Genomic DNA, 13,401 nt, shown 5'->3' with positions numbered 1-13,401 from the left:
GGAGCACCCCGTGATGACCACGTCCGGCCTGCTCAGCCCCTTCCACCAGACCCTGTGCGCACGGCTGTACCTGGACCTCGGCCGGTCCCGCGGCGCCAGCTGTCGCTGACCGCACCGACACCGCCGCATCCGTAGGACGTCCCGCGTTGCGGTGTCCCGCCCGCGTACGGCCACCGGCCGCACCACCCCGGCACCGCCGCCGGCGGTCCGCACCCCGCGTCTCCCGCCCCCGCACGCCGCATCCCCGCGCCCAACTGCCGCCTGGAGCAACCATGTCCGAGCCGGACGAGATCTGGTTCACCCGCTGCCCCGTCCCCACCGCCACCGGCATCGCCGCCGACCGCGGCACCCTGGCCGCCGAGTTCGCCCCCGACGGCATCGCCGTACGCTCGCTGCGCGACGCCGCCGACGACGAGCGCAGCGACGGACTGCCCCGCAGCCACTTCACCCACGAACTGACCGCGCTGTTCCGCGAGGGCGGCAACGTCCCGGCGCTGTGGGCGCGTTCACGCGGCGAGGCGACCAGGGTGATCGCGCTGACCTGGATCGAGGAGCGGCAGTCCGTCCTGGTCCGCGCGGACAGCGACCTGCGCACCCCCGAGCAGTTGCGCGGCCGGCGGCTGGCCGTCCCCCGCCATGACATCGCGATCGACTTCTGGCGGGCCATGGCGCTGCACGGCCACGCCGGAGCCCTCGGACTGGCCGGGCTGACCCTGGACGACGCGCGGCTCGTCGAGGTGCCCGGGCTCCGGCAGGGCCAGTGGGAGGGGGAGTTGGCGGCGCTGCGGGACGGCCGGGTCGACGCGGTCTACGTCAAGGGCGCGGTGGCCGTCGAGACCGCCCGCCGCTACGGCGCCGAGGTCGCGATCGACCTGGACGCCGTCCCCGACCGCCGCAGCCGGGTGAACAACGGCACGCCCCGGCCGATCACCGTCCACCAAAGGCTGCTGGACGAGCGGCCCGACCTTGTGACGCGCTTCCTCGCCGTGCTGCTCGACGCCGCCGAGTGGGCCGCGGCCCACCCCGGCGACCTGGCCCGCATCCTCGGCGCCGAGACCGGGGCCGGCCCCGACGGGGTGGCCGGCGCCTACCGCGCGGGCACCGCCGGCAGCCTCGGACTCGACCTGAGCGAGGAGCGGCTGACGCTGCTGGCCGAGCAGGAGCGGTTCCTGTACGCGCACGGCTTCCTGCCCGAACCGGTCGACGTCGCCGGCTGGGCGGACCACGAACCCTTGCGCCGGGCACGCGAGTTGCGCGCCGCCCGGGCCGCGACCGCCGCCGAGACCACGGCCACCGCGACCACTGCCACCGCTCCCGCCTCCGGCACCCCGCACGCAGCCGCCGCCCCGCAGCAGCCCGGCACGCGGAGCCCGGCCGCCGGGACCCATGCCGTCGCGCCGGCGGCCGGCACCGCCTCCGCCACCCCCTGAACCCGCGCCGACCACGGCCCGCCACTTCCTGGAGACCTTCCGTGAACGTCCGTCAACTAGCCCTCGCCACCACCTCCCTGTTCGCCGCGCTGGCCCTGACCGCCTGCTCCTCGTCCTCCACCGGATCGGCCCGCGCGGACGCCGGCGGCAGCGGTGCGACCATCACCGTCCGCATCCCCGACGGCGGCAACTCCGGAGTGCTCGCCCTCGGACGCAAGGACGGCTCGCTCGCCAAGGCCCTGGCCAAGGTGCACGCCAAGGTGGCCTGGACCGGCACCGCCGGCGCGTTCGCCCCCGCCGCACAGGAACTCGACGCCAACGCACTGGACTTCGCCGAGGGCTCCATCACCTCCGCGATCGCCGCGCTGGCCCAGACACCCGGCTTCAAGCTCTTCTCCGCCGTCGACCCCGACGAGTTGGGCGAAGGCATCCTGGTGAAGAAGAACTCCGACATCAAGACCGTCAGCGACCTGGTCGGCAAGAAGGTCGCCGTCTGGCACGGCGGCACCAGCGAGTACCTGCTGCTCAAGGCCCTCCAGCAGGCGCACATCCCGGCCGACAAGGTCAAGCGGGTCTACCTCCAGCCCAACCAGATCGGCCCGGTCTTCAACTCCGGCCAGGTGGACGCCTGGTCGACGTGGGCGACGTACTCCATCCCGGCCGTCGCCAACTCCGGCGCGCGCTTCCTGACCACCGGCGGCCAGGTCGGCTCGGACAACTACGCCGTCTGGGCGGTCCGCAACAGCTTCGCCACCCAGCACCCGGAGGTCGTCAAGGCGCTCTACGACTACCTGCACGACGCCGGACTGAAGCAGCAGCAGAACCCCGAGGCGTACCTCAACGTCAAGACCGACTCCGGCCCGGAGGCCGTCACCCCCGCCCAGCGGGCGGTCGAACTGCCCATCGACAAGGCGCTCGGCACCGCGCAGCCGATCGGCGCGACCCAGCTGGCGCACTTCGCCACCGTCGCGCAGTTCTTCGCCGACCAGAAGATCACCAAGGGCGTCTTCGACGTCAAGCCGTACGTGCTCGACATCGACAAGACCGCTGCGAGCGCCAAGTGAGCGGCGTGGCCATCGGCACGTCCACGGACCCGGCGGCGCCCGGGCTGGTCGCCCCGCGACCGAAGGTGGTCCGGCCTCGGCCGCGCGCGCTGAGCCTGGGGCTGCGGCTGCTCGGCCCGGTGGCGCTGGTGCTGGTCTGGATCTGGGCCTCCGCCTCGGGCACGCTCAGCCCGTCGCTGCTGGCCTCACCGCGCCAAGTGCTCTCCGCGTTCAAGGAGTTGTGGACGAGTGGGCAACTCGGCGACGCGCTGTCCGTCTCGCTGACCCGGGCCGGCCTCGGCCTGCTGATCGGCGCGTCGGCCGGGCTGGTGCTCGGCGTGCTGACCGGCTTCTCCCGGCTCGGCGAGGAACTGCTCGACTCCTCCATGCAGTTGCTGCGCACCATCCCGTTCCTGTCCCTGGTCCCGCTGTTCATGGTCTGGTTCGGCATCGGCGAGACCGCCCGAGTGGTGCTGATCGCGGTGGCGACCAGCTTCCCGATGTACGTCTCGGCCGCCGGCGGGGTGCGCAACACCGACCGGAAGCTGGTGGAGGCGATGCGCAGCTTCGGCATGGGCCGGCTGGCGCTGGTCCGCGAGGTGGTGCTCCCCGGCGCGCTGCCCGCGCTGCTGTCCGGGCTGCGGCTGTCGATGACCCTCAGCGTGATCGCCCTGATCGCGGCCGAGGAGATCAACTCCACCGCCGGCATCGGCTACCTCATGTCGACGGCGCAGGAGTACAGCCGCACCGACATCCTCACCGTCTGCATCCTCATCTACGCCCTGATCGGACTGGTCGCGGACGGCAGCGCCCGGCTGCTGGAACGGCTGCTCATGCCCTGGCGCACCCAGGGGGCCGCACGATGAGCGAGACCCTCGCGGGCGCCGTCGGCGCCCACGCGAACGACGACCACAGCCACGACCGAAGCCAGGGCCCCGTCCACGCCCAGGTCCAGGCCGACGCCGACACCGAGGCCCAGGACCGTGCCGGCACCCAGGACCGTGCCGGCACCCAGGACCGTGCCGGCACCCAGGACCGTGCCGGCGCTCAGGACCGCACCGGCGGTCGGGCCGCCGTCCGCATCCGCGGGCTGCGCCGCACCTTCGGCACCCGGCATGTGCTCGACGGCCTCGATCTGGACATCGCCCAGGGTGAGTTCCTGGCCCTGCTCGGCGCCAGCGGCACAGGGAAGACCACCCTGCTGCGGATCATCGGCGCACTGGACCGGCACGACGAGGGCACCGTGCTGGTCCCGGAGTCGCGGACCGTCGTCTTCCAGGAGCCGCGCCTGGTGCCGTCCAAGAAGGTGCTGGCCAACGTCACCGTCGCGCTGCCGCGCGGCACGCGCACCAAGGAGACCGGCCGGCGCGCCCTGGCCGAGGTCGGCCTCGACCGGCACGCCGACGCCTGGCCGGCCACCCTGTCCGGTGGTGAGGCCCAACGCGTGGCGCTGGCACGGGCGTTGATCCGTGAGCCGGAACTCCTGCTGCTGGACGAGCCGTTCGCGGCCCTGGACGCGCTGACCCGGCTGCGGATGCACGACCTGGTCGGCGAGTTGTGCCGGCGTCACCAGCCCGCCGTGCTGCTCGTCACCCACGACGTCGACGAGGCGATCCGCCTGGCCGACCGGGTGGCCGTCCTGCGCGACGGCCGGCTGGCGTCCGACGAGCGGATCGCCATCGACCACCCGCGCGACAGTGCCGACCCGCGGTTCGCCGCCCTGCGCACCCGTCTGCTCGCCGAACTCGGCGTGGGCCACGGCCGGTCCGCCGCCGGACCATGCGCGCCGGCCACGGGGGAGAACTCCGCCGGCAAGGACCTCGACCCCGGCGCCGACCCGGGCGCGACTTCCGGCCCGGCCCCCACGACGGCCCCCGCCGACGCCCGCACCACCGAACCCACGACCGGTTCCACCACCCCCGAGGAGTCCTCCGCATGACCGTCAACATCGGCGTCCACAAGGCCAATCCGTCGCTGTATCACCTCTCCCGGCTCGGCCTGCTCGAAGAGGCGCTGCGCCCGTCGGGTGAGACCGTCGCCTGGCACCGGATCGGCGGCCTGGACACCGCGGCCGCGCTGGCCGACGGCACCATCGACTTCGGCGGCACCGGCTCCACCCCGCCGCTGTCCGCCCAGGCGGCGGGCCACGACCTCGTCTACGCCGCCGTGTCGGCGCCGCGTCCGGGCCACGGCGCCCTGCTGGTCCGCGCGGACGGCGACATCGCCTCCCTCGCCGACCTCAAGGGCCGCACCGTGCACCTGGCGATCGGCTCGTGGCAGACCCACTTCGTCGCCAAGTCCCTTGCCCAGCACGGCCTTTCCTACGGCGCCGACATCACCGCGCAGCGGTCCGGCGCCGACTCCCACGCGCGGCTGCTGGACGGCGGCATCGACGCCTGGGTGGGCCAGGGCGCCGAGCTGTCCGCCGCGCGCCGCGACGGCCGGGTGCGCACCCTGGCCGAGGCGGGCGACCTGATCGCCGACCGCTCGGTGTTCTTCACCCGCCGTGAACTCGCCGACAGCCGCCCCGACCTGGTCGGCCTGATCGTCCGGGCGCTCCAGGCCGCGGACACCTGGGCGGCCGGTCACCTGGACGAGGCCGCCGAGATCGCCGCGGCCGACCAGGGCGGCAGCGCGGCGGACTGGCGCGAGGCGCTGGCCGGGTTGCCCTGGCAGCTCGAACCGGTCTCCGCCGGCTTCGTCGCCGAGCAGCAGGAGGCCGCCGACATCCTCGCCGCGGCTGGCTTCCTGCCCCGCCCGATCACCGTCGCGGACGCCCGCCACCCGGGCCTCGACGCCGTCGCCGCGCGATCCCTCACCCCAGCCCCGTCCGAAACCGCCCCGTCCGCAGCGGTCACCGCAGCCGCCGCCGAGACCCGCGAAGCCCCGGAGAAGTGACCGTGCCCAGCCCCGAGATCCTCTGGTACATCATTCCGCGCGAGGGCGCCTACCCCTGGGAGCCCGCCGGGCGCCGCAGCATCGACCTGGCGTACCTCCAGCAACTGGGCGTCGCCGTCGACCGGTTGGGCTACGACGGCGCGCTGTTCGCCACCGACCTGTACGACGTGTGGCCGCTGGCCAGCGCGGTCGCCGCCCAGACCCGGCCGAGCTTCAAGCCGCTGCTCGCGGTCCACCCCGGCCTCATCTCCCCGACCATGCTCGCCAAGATGGCGCTGAGCTTCGCCCACCTCTTCGGCCCCGACCGGCTGCGCTTCAACGTCGTCAACGGCTCGACCGAAGCGCTGCGCCAGGCCGGCCTGCAACTCGAACACGACGAGCGGTACGAACTCAGCGCCGAGTACTGGGACATCGTCAAGCGGCTGACCGCAGGCGAGGTCTTCGACCACAAGGGCCGCTTCTACGAGTTGACCGGCGCCGGCGCGGGCCTGCGCGAACTGGCCCCGATCCAGGGCGGCGTGCACACCCCGCTGTGGTTCGGCGGCTCCTCCGCCCCCGGCATCGAGATGGCCGCCCAGCACGTCGACGTCTACCTCACCTGGGGCGAACCGCCGCACCTGCTGAAGGAGAAGCTGGACCGGGTGCGCGAGCGCGCCGCCCACTACGGCCGCGAGCTGCGGCTCGGCCTGCGGCTGCACCTCATCGTCCGCGACACCGAGGAGCAGGCGTGGGCCGCCGCCGACCGGCTGCTCGACGTCACCAGCCAGGCGACGTACACCCGGATGCTCGGCGACCCGGAGAGCAAGGACGGCGAGGGCTGGGCCCGGCAGTTCCGCCAGCACGGCGGCCGAGTGCCCAAGCACGCACGGGAGTTGGAGAAGCACGCCAACCTGTGGCCGGGCATGAGCCTGTTCCGCCCGGGCCCGGGCACCGCCGTCGTCGGGAGCACCGCCCAAGTCGTGGACCGGCTGCGGGAGTTCCAGGACCTGGGCGTGGACACCTTCATCCTGTCCGGCAACCCGCTGCTGGAGGAGTCCTACCGCATCGCCGAGACCGTACTGCCCGCACTGCGGGGCACCGCCTGATGAACGACCTGGTGGAGCAGGCCCGTTCGCTCGGCCTCGACCGGTTGCGGCACGCCGTCCGCGAGCACCCGGAGACCGGCCTGCACCTGCCCCGTACCCAGGAGACCGTGCTCGCCGCCCTCGACGGGCTGGGCCTGAGTACCCGCACCGGCACGGCGCTCAGCTCCGTGGTGGCCGTGGTCTCCGGTACGGGGCCGGGGCCCACGGTGCTGTTGCGTGCCGACCTGGACGCGTTGCCCTTCGCCGACGGCCCCCGGCACGCGTGCGGCCACGACCAGCACGCCGCGATGCTGGCCGGGGCCGCGCACCTGCTCGCCGCCCGGCGCGACCGGTTCGCGGGGGACGTGCTGCTGATGTTCCAGCCGGGGGAGGAGGGCCACGACGGCGCGCGGCTCATGCTGGAAGAGGGGCTGCTGGAGACCACCGGGAGCCGTCCGGTGGCGGCCTACGCCCTGCACTCCAGCGCGTCCGCGCCCGCCGGTCACTTCAGCAACACGGCCGGGCCCGCGCTGGCCGCCAACGGCACGCTGGCGGTCACCCTGCACGGTGCCGGCGGCCACGGCGCATGGCCGCACCGCAGCCGCGACCCGATCCCCGCGCTGGCCGAACTCGTCACCGCGCTCGGCGCGTTGCCGGCCCGGCGCTTCGACCCGTTCGACCCGGTGGTGCTCACCGTCGGCACCGCGCACGCGGGTACCCGGCCCAACATCATCCCCGCGACGGCCACGATCGAGGCGACGCTGCGCGCGCTGTCCGACGCCACGCTCGCCCGGCTCGCCGAGGAGGCCGAGCGCACCGCCCGCGGCATCGGCGCGGCCCACGGTCTGGAGGTGTCGGTCACGTACGCCCCCGGCTATCCGGCCACCGTGAACGACACCGCCGAGGCCGACCTGGTGGGCCGGGCCGTGGCCGGCCTCTTCGGCGCCGAACGCTTCACCCGCACCACCCGTCCGGCGCTGGTCTCCGACGACATCGGCCGGGTGCTGGCGGAGGTCCCCGGGGTGATGACGAGCCTCGGCGCCTGCCCGCCCGGCCGGGACCCGGCCACCGCGCCGGGCAACCACGCGCCTGACGCGCTCTTCGACGACGCGGTCCTCGCCGACGGCGCGGCCCTGCTCGCCGAGGTCGCCCTGCGCCGCCTCGCCCCGCCCGGACCTCCGGCGGCCGCATGACCGTATGACCCGCGTCACCCGTATGACCGCACGGCCCTATGACCGCACGGCCCCCGAGCCCGCGTACGCCCCCGGCCCCGCGTGCCCGGGGGGCGTGCGGTCAGGGACGGTCCCGCAGGTCCGCGACCCGCTGGATCTTGCCGACCGAACGCTCCAGCGTCTCCGGGTCGACCACCGTGACCTCGACCGTCACCCCCACGCCGTCCTTCACCCCGCGGGCGATCGACGCGGCGGCCGCCGCCCGCTGCTCGGGCCCCGCGCCGGCCCGCGCCTCGACCTTCACCGCCATGTGGTCCATCCGGCCGGGCCGGGTCAGCTCGATCCGGAAGTGCGGCGCGACCGCGGGGGTGCGCAGCACGATCTCCTCGATCTGGCTGGGGAAGACGTTCACCCCGCGCAGGATGATCATGTCGTCGCAGCGGCCGGTGACCTTCTCCATCCGGCGCATCGCCGGGCGCGAGGTGCCCGGCAGCAGCCGGGTCAGGTCCCGGGTGCGGTAGCGGATCACCGGCAGCGCCTGCTTGGTGAGCGAGGTGAGCACCAGTTCGCCGCCCTCGCCCGGCGCCATCACCGCGTCGGTGATCGGGTCCACCACCTCCGGCAGGAAGTGGTCCTCCCAGATGTGCAGGCCGTCCTTGCCCTCGGCGAACTCCTGCGCCACCCCGGGTCCCATCACCTCCGACAGGCCGTAGATGTCCACCGCGTCGATCGCGAACCGCTCCTCGATCTCGGCCCGCATCCCCTCCGTCCACGGCTCCGCGCCGAAGATCCCCACCCGCAGCGAGGTGCTGCGCGGATCGATGCCCTGCCGCTCGAACTCCTCCAGCAGCGTCAGCATGTACGACGGGGTGATCATGATGATCTCCGGCTCGAAGTCCCGGATGATCTGCACCTGCCGCGCCGTCATCCCGCCGGACGCCGGGATCACCGTGCAGCCGGCCCGCTCGGCGCCGTAGTGCGCGCCCAGGCCGCCGGTGAACAGCCCGTAGCCGTAGGCCACATGGACCTTGTGGCCGGGGCGGCCGCCCGCCGCCCTGATCGAGCGGGCCACCACCTCCGCCCACGCCGCGAGGTCGTGCTCGGTGTAGCCGACCACCGTCGGCAGCCCGGTGGTCCCGCTCGACGCGTGCAGTCGGCGCACCTCGGCCATCGGCACCGCGAACATCCCGAACGGGTACGCCGCGCGCAGGTCCGCCTTCGTGGTGAACGGGAAGTGCGCCAGGTCCGCCAGGCTCCGGCAGTCCTCCGGCCGCACCCCGGCCGCGTCGAACTTCCGCCGATACGGCTCCACGTGGTCGTACGCGTGCCGCAGCGTCGCCCGCAACCGCTCCAGCTGGAGCGCGGCCAGTTCGTCCGGCCCCATCCGCTCCGCCGGGTCCAGCAGTTCGTCCGGGACGCTCCCGCTCATGCCGCTCTCCCTCGCACTTCCGGTCACTCCGCGCCGACCGGCATGCCGATCGCCGCGCCGACCGACCCCGCGCCGACCGATCGTTCGGTTTGGTCTCAGTGTCAACGAACCAGCAACCGCTTCCGCTGTCAAGGACTCAGCCGATCATCGTCGCCCAGGGCGCCCGGGACGCCCGGGGCTGCGGCGGCTGATCAGCGCCACTCCCGCCACGGCCGCCGGGACGCCCACCGCTCCCATCGGCACCAGCGCCGCCGTGGCCGCCTGGCAAGGCCACCACCCCGCGCCCGGCGAGCGCGACCGCGTGATGGGCGGCAGGACCCGCACCCGCGGCCACCCTGATCGCCGGAAACGCCGCGCCCACGGCGTGACGGGGGACGTCGGCGCGAGGACACGGGGGACCGCACGCGGTTCAGGACGCCGTCCAGGCCGGGGCGGCGGCGAGGCAAGCCCAAAAGCCGCCGGCAGGGTGCCCACTTGGTGGCGTGCCTTCGGCGGCGCAGACGCTGACGACGCCTTGCCCTGCCCAGGATCGGGGCGTCCTCGCATCCTTCGGGAGTGAGAAGCTGTGTCAGAACCGGTGATCTGTGACGTTCCGTCGCGGACGGAGAGGCGGGCGGCCGGTTCAGCCTGCCAGGTGCTGCAGCCATTCGCGCAGCAGAGCCGTCTCCGTGTCTCGCAGAGGTACCCCGGCGCCCGCAGTTGAGGGCCCGGTGGTGAGCGCGGTTTGAAGTGCGGCATCGAGGGCTAGTGCGCGCGAGGCCAGGTCCGACCCGGATGAGGCGGGCGAGTCCGTGGTGACCGAGGCGATGACGGTGTCCCGCAGCCGTGCCGAAGTGGTCAGGTCCCGCTCCGAGGACTCTTCGCCGATCAGCGCCAGCGTCGCACCCGTCGTCGCCGCGTGGATGACGCGGGTCGCCTGCTCCACCGGAACCCGAAGGCACCCGGCGTCGGCCGCCCGGCCCAGCAGTCTCACCAGCAGGGCGTGCGCCTCGTCCGCGGCCGGGGGCCGCCGCCCGGGCTGCGCGGTGCCGTACATGAGCATGTAGAACGCGGGGTGCCGCAGTCCGAAGTCGACGTGCAGGTCCCAGCCGCGGTAGAGGTCGGCCACCGGGTCGTCGGGGGTCAGCGCCAGCGCCTCCCGTTTCTCGGCCAGGTACATCTCGAATCCGTAGGCGGCGAGCTCGGCCAGGAGTCCGTCCTTGTCGTCGAACATCCGGTAGAGCGCGGGGGCCGTGATGCCCGCGGCTGCGGCGACAGCGCGCGTGGAGACCGCTTCGCTGCCGCCCTCCTCCAAAAGCTTGGCGGCCACCTGCAGTACCTGGCGCCGCGCGGCGCGTCGTCCCTCGTTCATGGAACAACGATATCCCATTTTTCGTATCGCCGCCTTATCGGTGATACTGTTTTCAGCGGAACGACGATCCACGCTGATGCTGCTCGGCGCCGGCCCGTGAGACCTGGGCATGCGCCGCACCCCGACCGGGGCCGTCGGTCCCCCGCGCGTGGAGCAGTGCGGCCGACCGCCGCGGCGGGCAGCTCGCGTCCGCCGGCACCACCACCGAACACGCCGCTGTCGCGGCAGGAGAGGAACACCCATGTCCGATATCTCGATCGTCATCGCGTCGCATTCCGGCTACGGCCACACCGCGCAGATCGCCACGGCGGTGGCCGACGGTGCGCGCTCCATCGCCGGGACGCACGTCCACCGCGTGGACGTCGCCTCCCTCAGCGACGCCGACTGGGAACTGATGGACGCTGCGGACGCCATCATCTTCGGCACCCCCACCTACATGGGCACCGCGTCGGGGGCGTTCCACGCCTTCGCCGAGGCCAGCAGCAAGCGGTGGATGACCCGCGCCTGGAGTGACAAGCTCGCGGCGGGGTTCACCAACTCCGGCTCCATGAGCGGCGACAAGCTGCACACCCTGCAGTACCTCTCGCTCCTGGCGGCCCAGCACGGAATGCTGTGGGTGAGCCTGAACCTCCTGCCGGGCTGGAACACCACCACCTCCAGCCCCCAGGACGACAACCGCCTCGGCTTCTACCTCGGGGCCGGCGCACAGAGTTTCAACGACACCCCCACGGTCCACGACGCGGACCTGAACACCGCTCGCCACCTCGGCCGACGCGTCGCCGAGCACACTCGCACCCACCGCGCCGGACTGACCGCCGCAACGCACTGACGCAACGGTCCGTGAAGCGCTCCGGCCGCCTCACCCTGCACGAGTGGAAGAACAACCTTTCAGTTCTGTTCAAAGGAGCCCGTCATGCAGCACCGGCCACTGGGAAGCCAGGGCCTTGAGGTCTCGGCGATCGGCTACGGCTCGATGGGCCTGACGATGGCCTACGGACCCACCGACGAGGAGGCCGGCGTCGCCGCCCTCCGCCGCGCGTACGACCTGGGCGTCACCTTCTTCGACACCGCCGAGATGTACGGCTGGGGCACCGGATCGAACGAGATCCTGGTCGGCAAGGCGGTCAGGGACTTTCGCGACGACGTGGTCCTGGCCACCAAGTTCGGTGTCGACATGTCCGTGCCTCGCGAGCGGATCGGCGGCGCCCTCAACAGCCGGCCCGACAACATCCGCAAGGTCGCCGACAACAGCCTGCACTACCTCGGCGTGGATCACATCGACGTCTTCTACCAGCACCGCGTCGACCCCGAGGTGCCCATCGAGGAGGTCGCGGGCACCGTCAAGGAGCTGATCGACGTGGGCAAGGTGAGGTACTTCGGCCTCAGCGAGGCAGGCCCGGAGACGATCCGCAAGGCGCATGCCGTGCAGCCGGTTTCCGTCCTGCAGACCGAGTACTCCCTGTTCGAACGGGACGTCGAGCAGCTCTTCCCCACCCTGGACGAACTCGGTATCGGCTTCGTCGCCTACTCCCCCCTCGGCCGCGGGTTCATCACCGGCACCGCCAAACCCGCCGGCCAGTACGAAGCCACCGACATCCGCAACGTCGATCCTCGCTGGCAGCCGGGCGACTTCGAGAAGAACGTCGAAGCCGTCGACCGGCTCGCCGAGCTCGCGGCGGCAAAGGGTGCCACCGTCTCCCAGCTGGCCCTGGCCTGGCTCCTGACCCGGGGCGAGCACATCGTGCCGATCCCCGGCACCCGCAGCCCGACGCGCATCGAGGAAAACGCCGGCGCCGCCGACCTCACCCTCGCCGACGCGGACCTCATGGCCATCGACGAGATCCTGCCTCTGGGCGGCTTCGGCGCCCGCTACACCGAGGGGCACGTGCCCACCTGGATCTGATGATCCACCCCGGGGACGGATGCCACTCGGGTCGGCTCCGGTGAGATCAGCGCAGGGCGGCGGGGGCGGGGCGGACGGTGTCGTGCGAGCGCGTTCGGGTGCGTACGGGCTGAGACGTGCGCGGAAGGCGGGGCGAACACGACGAACGCGCCGTCGCGGCCTTGGCGACGGAGAAGGTCGGCGCAGTGGAGCCATCAAGCCATCAAGCCATCAAGATCAACACGTGGCGGCTTTGGGGCACACTCGGCGATACCCCCGGGCCGGCCCCATCCCGTCCGGAGGGGCCGGCGGACGGTCCTTCGTCAACCCGTAAGGCCCGCTTCCGGTCCGGCGCCGCCCGCCGACGCTGCCGCCTCCTTGCGGCGCGCCCGGGCCCGGTAGCCGGCGACCTTCGCGAGGTTGCCGCAACGGTCCATCGAGCACCAGCGCCGCCGCCGCGCCTGCGAGTCGTCCACGAACAGCAGCGAGCACGCCGGATTGCCGCACTCCTTGACCCGGGCCGCCTCCGGGTGGCCCAGCAGGAGGACGCCGTCCCGCGCCACCGTGGCCAGCGCCGCCCCCGCCACCGGTCCGCGGTGCTGCCAGCGCACCTCCGGGCCGCCGGCGCCGGTCCGGTCGCCGTCCGCGAGCTGCGGGGCCAGGTCCGGCAGCACGGCCACCCGGTTGACGACCGCGATGTCCGTACGGCCGTACGGCCGGCCGTCCATCGCCGCACGCACCAGACGGTTCAGCGCCTCCCGCAGCACCCTCGCCTGGGTGAGTCCCGCCGCTCCGACCTGCGGTACCGCCGCGCCGGGCGGCAGCAGCCCGGCCTCGCCGAACCACCGTGCCAGCGCCGCCGGTTCGGGCAGCCGCTCCACCGGGTCCGTGTGACGCTTGCCGAGGGTGGCCACGAAGTCCAGGCACACCCGGCCGCCCACGAAGCGGAAGCCCGGCCCGCTCTCACCGCTCGCCGCGTCGGCCGAAGCTGCCGCGCCGGCCGCACCCGCAGGGCCTGCCGTCGTACCCGCCACGCCTGTTGCCGTATCCGTCGCCGCCATGACACGACGGTAGCAGTTGACACTCGTTGAAGCAGTGTCGCAAAGTGGGACCACTTCACCGGCGCCCCCCG

General features: G+C 73.3%; 12 protein-coding genes. 9 read left to right on the top strand and 3 right to left on the bottom strand.

The window, feature by feature from the left end:
- Positions 1 to 272: 272 nt before the first annotated feature.
- The 7 genes from OG370_RS01640 (at position 273) to OG370_RS01610 (ending at position 7,628) form a co-directional block, all read left to right on the top strand.
- A complete protein-coding gene (locus tag OG370_RS01640) occupies positions 273 to 1,430 on the top strand; it encodes an ABC transporter substrate-binding protein (RefSeq protein WP_328459783.1) in 1,158 nt (385 codons plus the stop codon).
- Between the two features lie 41 nt (positions 1,431 to 1,471).
- On the top strand, positions 1,472 to 2,494 hold the full coding sequence (locus OG370_RS01635) for an NrtA/SsuA/CpmA family ABC transporter substrate-binding protein (protein WP_328459781.1): 1,023 nt from the start codon (positions 1,472 to 1,474) through the stop codon (positions 2,492 to 2,494).
- An 11-nt stretch (positions 2,495 to 2,505) separates the two neighbouring features.
- Positions 2,506 to 3,339 (top strand): ABC transporter permease, encoded by an 834-nt coding sequence (locus OG370_RS01630; RefSeq protein ID WP_328473711.1) that lies wholly within the window; start codon positions 2,506 to 2,508, stop codon positions 3,337 to 3,339.
- A 215-nt stretch (positions 3,340 to 3,554) separates the two neighbouring features.
- Positions 3,555 to 4,412 carry an ABC transporter ATP-binding protein gene (locus tag OG370_RS01625; RefSeq protein WP_328473709.1) on the top strand — a complete coding sequence of 286 codons (858 nt, stop codon included), beginning with the start codon at positions 3,555 to 3,557 and terminating at the stop codon, positions 4,410 to 4,412.
- A complete protein-coding gene (locus OG370_RS01620; RefSeq protein WP_328459779.1) occupies positions 4,409 to 5,371 on the top strand; it encodes an ABC transporter substrate-binding protein in 963 nt (320 codons plus the stop codon). Before OG370_RS01625 ends, OG370_RS01620 begins: the two co-directional genes overlap by 4 nt.
- A complete protein-coding gene (locus tag OG370_RS01615) occupies positions 5,368 to 6,456 on the top strand; it encodes an LLM class flavin-dependent oxidoreductase (RefSeq protein ID WP_328459777.1) in 1,089 nt (362 codons plus the stop codon). Before OG370_RS01620 ends, OG370_RS01615 begins: the two co-directional genes overlap by 4 nt.
- Positions 6,456 to 7,628, top strand: a complete 1,173-nt coding sequence (locus OG370_RS01610) for a M20 metallopeptidase family protein (protein WP_328459774.1) — start codon at positions 6,456 to 6,458, stop codon at positions 7,626 to 7,628. The genes OG370_RS01615 and OG370_RS01610 overlap by 1 nt, the downstream gene beginning before the upstream one ends.
- Positions 7,629 to 7,728: 100 nt before the next feature.
- On the opposite strand, the gene paaK is transcribed toward OG370_RS01610, so the two are convergent.
- Complete coding sequence (gene paaK / locus OG370_RS01605) at positions 7,729 to 9,036, bottom strand: phenylacetate--CoA ligase PaaK (RefSeq protein WP_328459772.1); 1,308 nt, start codon at positions 9,034 to 9,036, stop codon at positions 7,729 to 7,731.
- A 622-nt stretch (positions 9,037 to 9,658) separates the two neighbouring features.
- On the bottom strand, positions 9,659 to 10,387 hold the full coding sequence (locus OG370_RS01600) for a TetR/AcrR family transcriptional regulator (protein WP_328459770.1): 729 nt from the start codon (positions 10,385 to 10,387) through the stop codon (positions 9,659 to 9,661).
- Between the two features lie 241 nt (positions 10,388 to 10,628).
- Here OG370_RS01600 and OG370_RS01595 point away from each other — a divergent pair, with 241 nt between their 5' ends.
- On the top strand, positions 10,629 to 11,216 hold the full coding sequence (locus OG370_RS01595) for a flavodoxin family protein (RefSeq protein ID WP_328459768.1): 588 nt from the start codon (positions 10,629 to 10,631) through the stop codon (positions 11,214 to 11,216).
- 84 nt (positions 11,217 to 11,300) lie between these two features.
- Entirely contained in the window at positions 11,301 to 12,290 is a 990-nt protein-coding gene (locus OG370_RS01590; RefSeq protein WP_328459766.1) for an aldo/keto reductase, read from the top strand.
- A gap of 302 nt (positions 12,291 to 12,592) precedes the next feature.
- Here the strand turns inward: OG370_RS01590 and OG370_RS01585 are convergent, their stop codons facing one another.
- Positions 12,593 to 13,330 carry a CGNR zinc finger domain-containing protein gene (locus OG370_RS01585; protein WP_328459764.1) on the bottom strand — a complete coding sequence of 246 codons (738 nt, stop codon included), beginning with the start codon at positions 13,328 to 13,330 and terminating at the stop codon, positions 12,593 to 12,595.
- Positions 13,331 to 13,401: the final 71 nt, after the last annotated feature.

Origin of the sequence: Streptomyces sp. NBC_00448, from assembly GCF_036014115.1 — a bacterium.
GTDB lineage: Bacteria > Actinomycetota > Actinomycetes > Streptomycetales > Streptomycetaceae > Actinacidiphila.
Note: the sequence above shows the minus strand (reverse complement) of the source record. Positions and strands in the feature narration are given on the sequence as shown.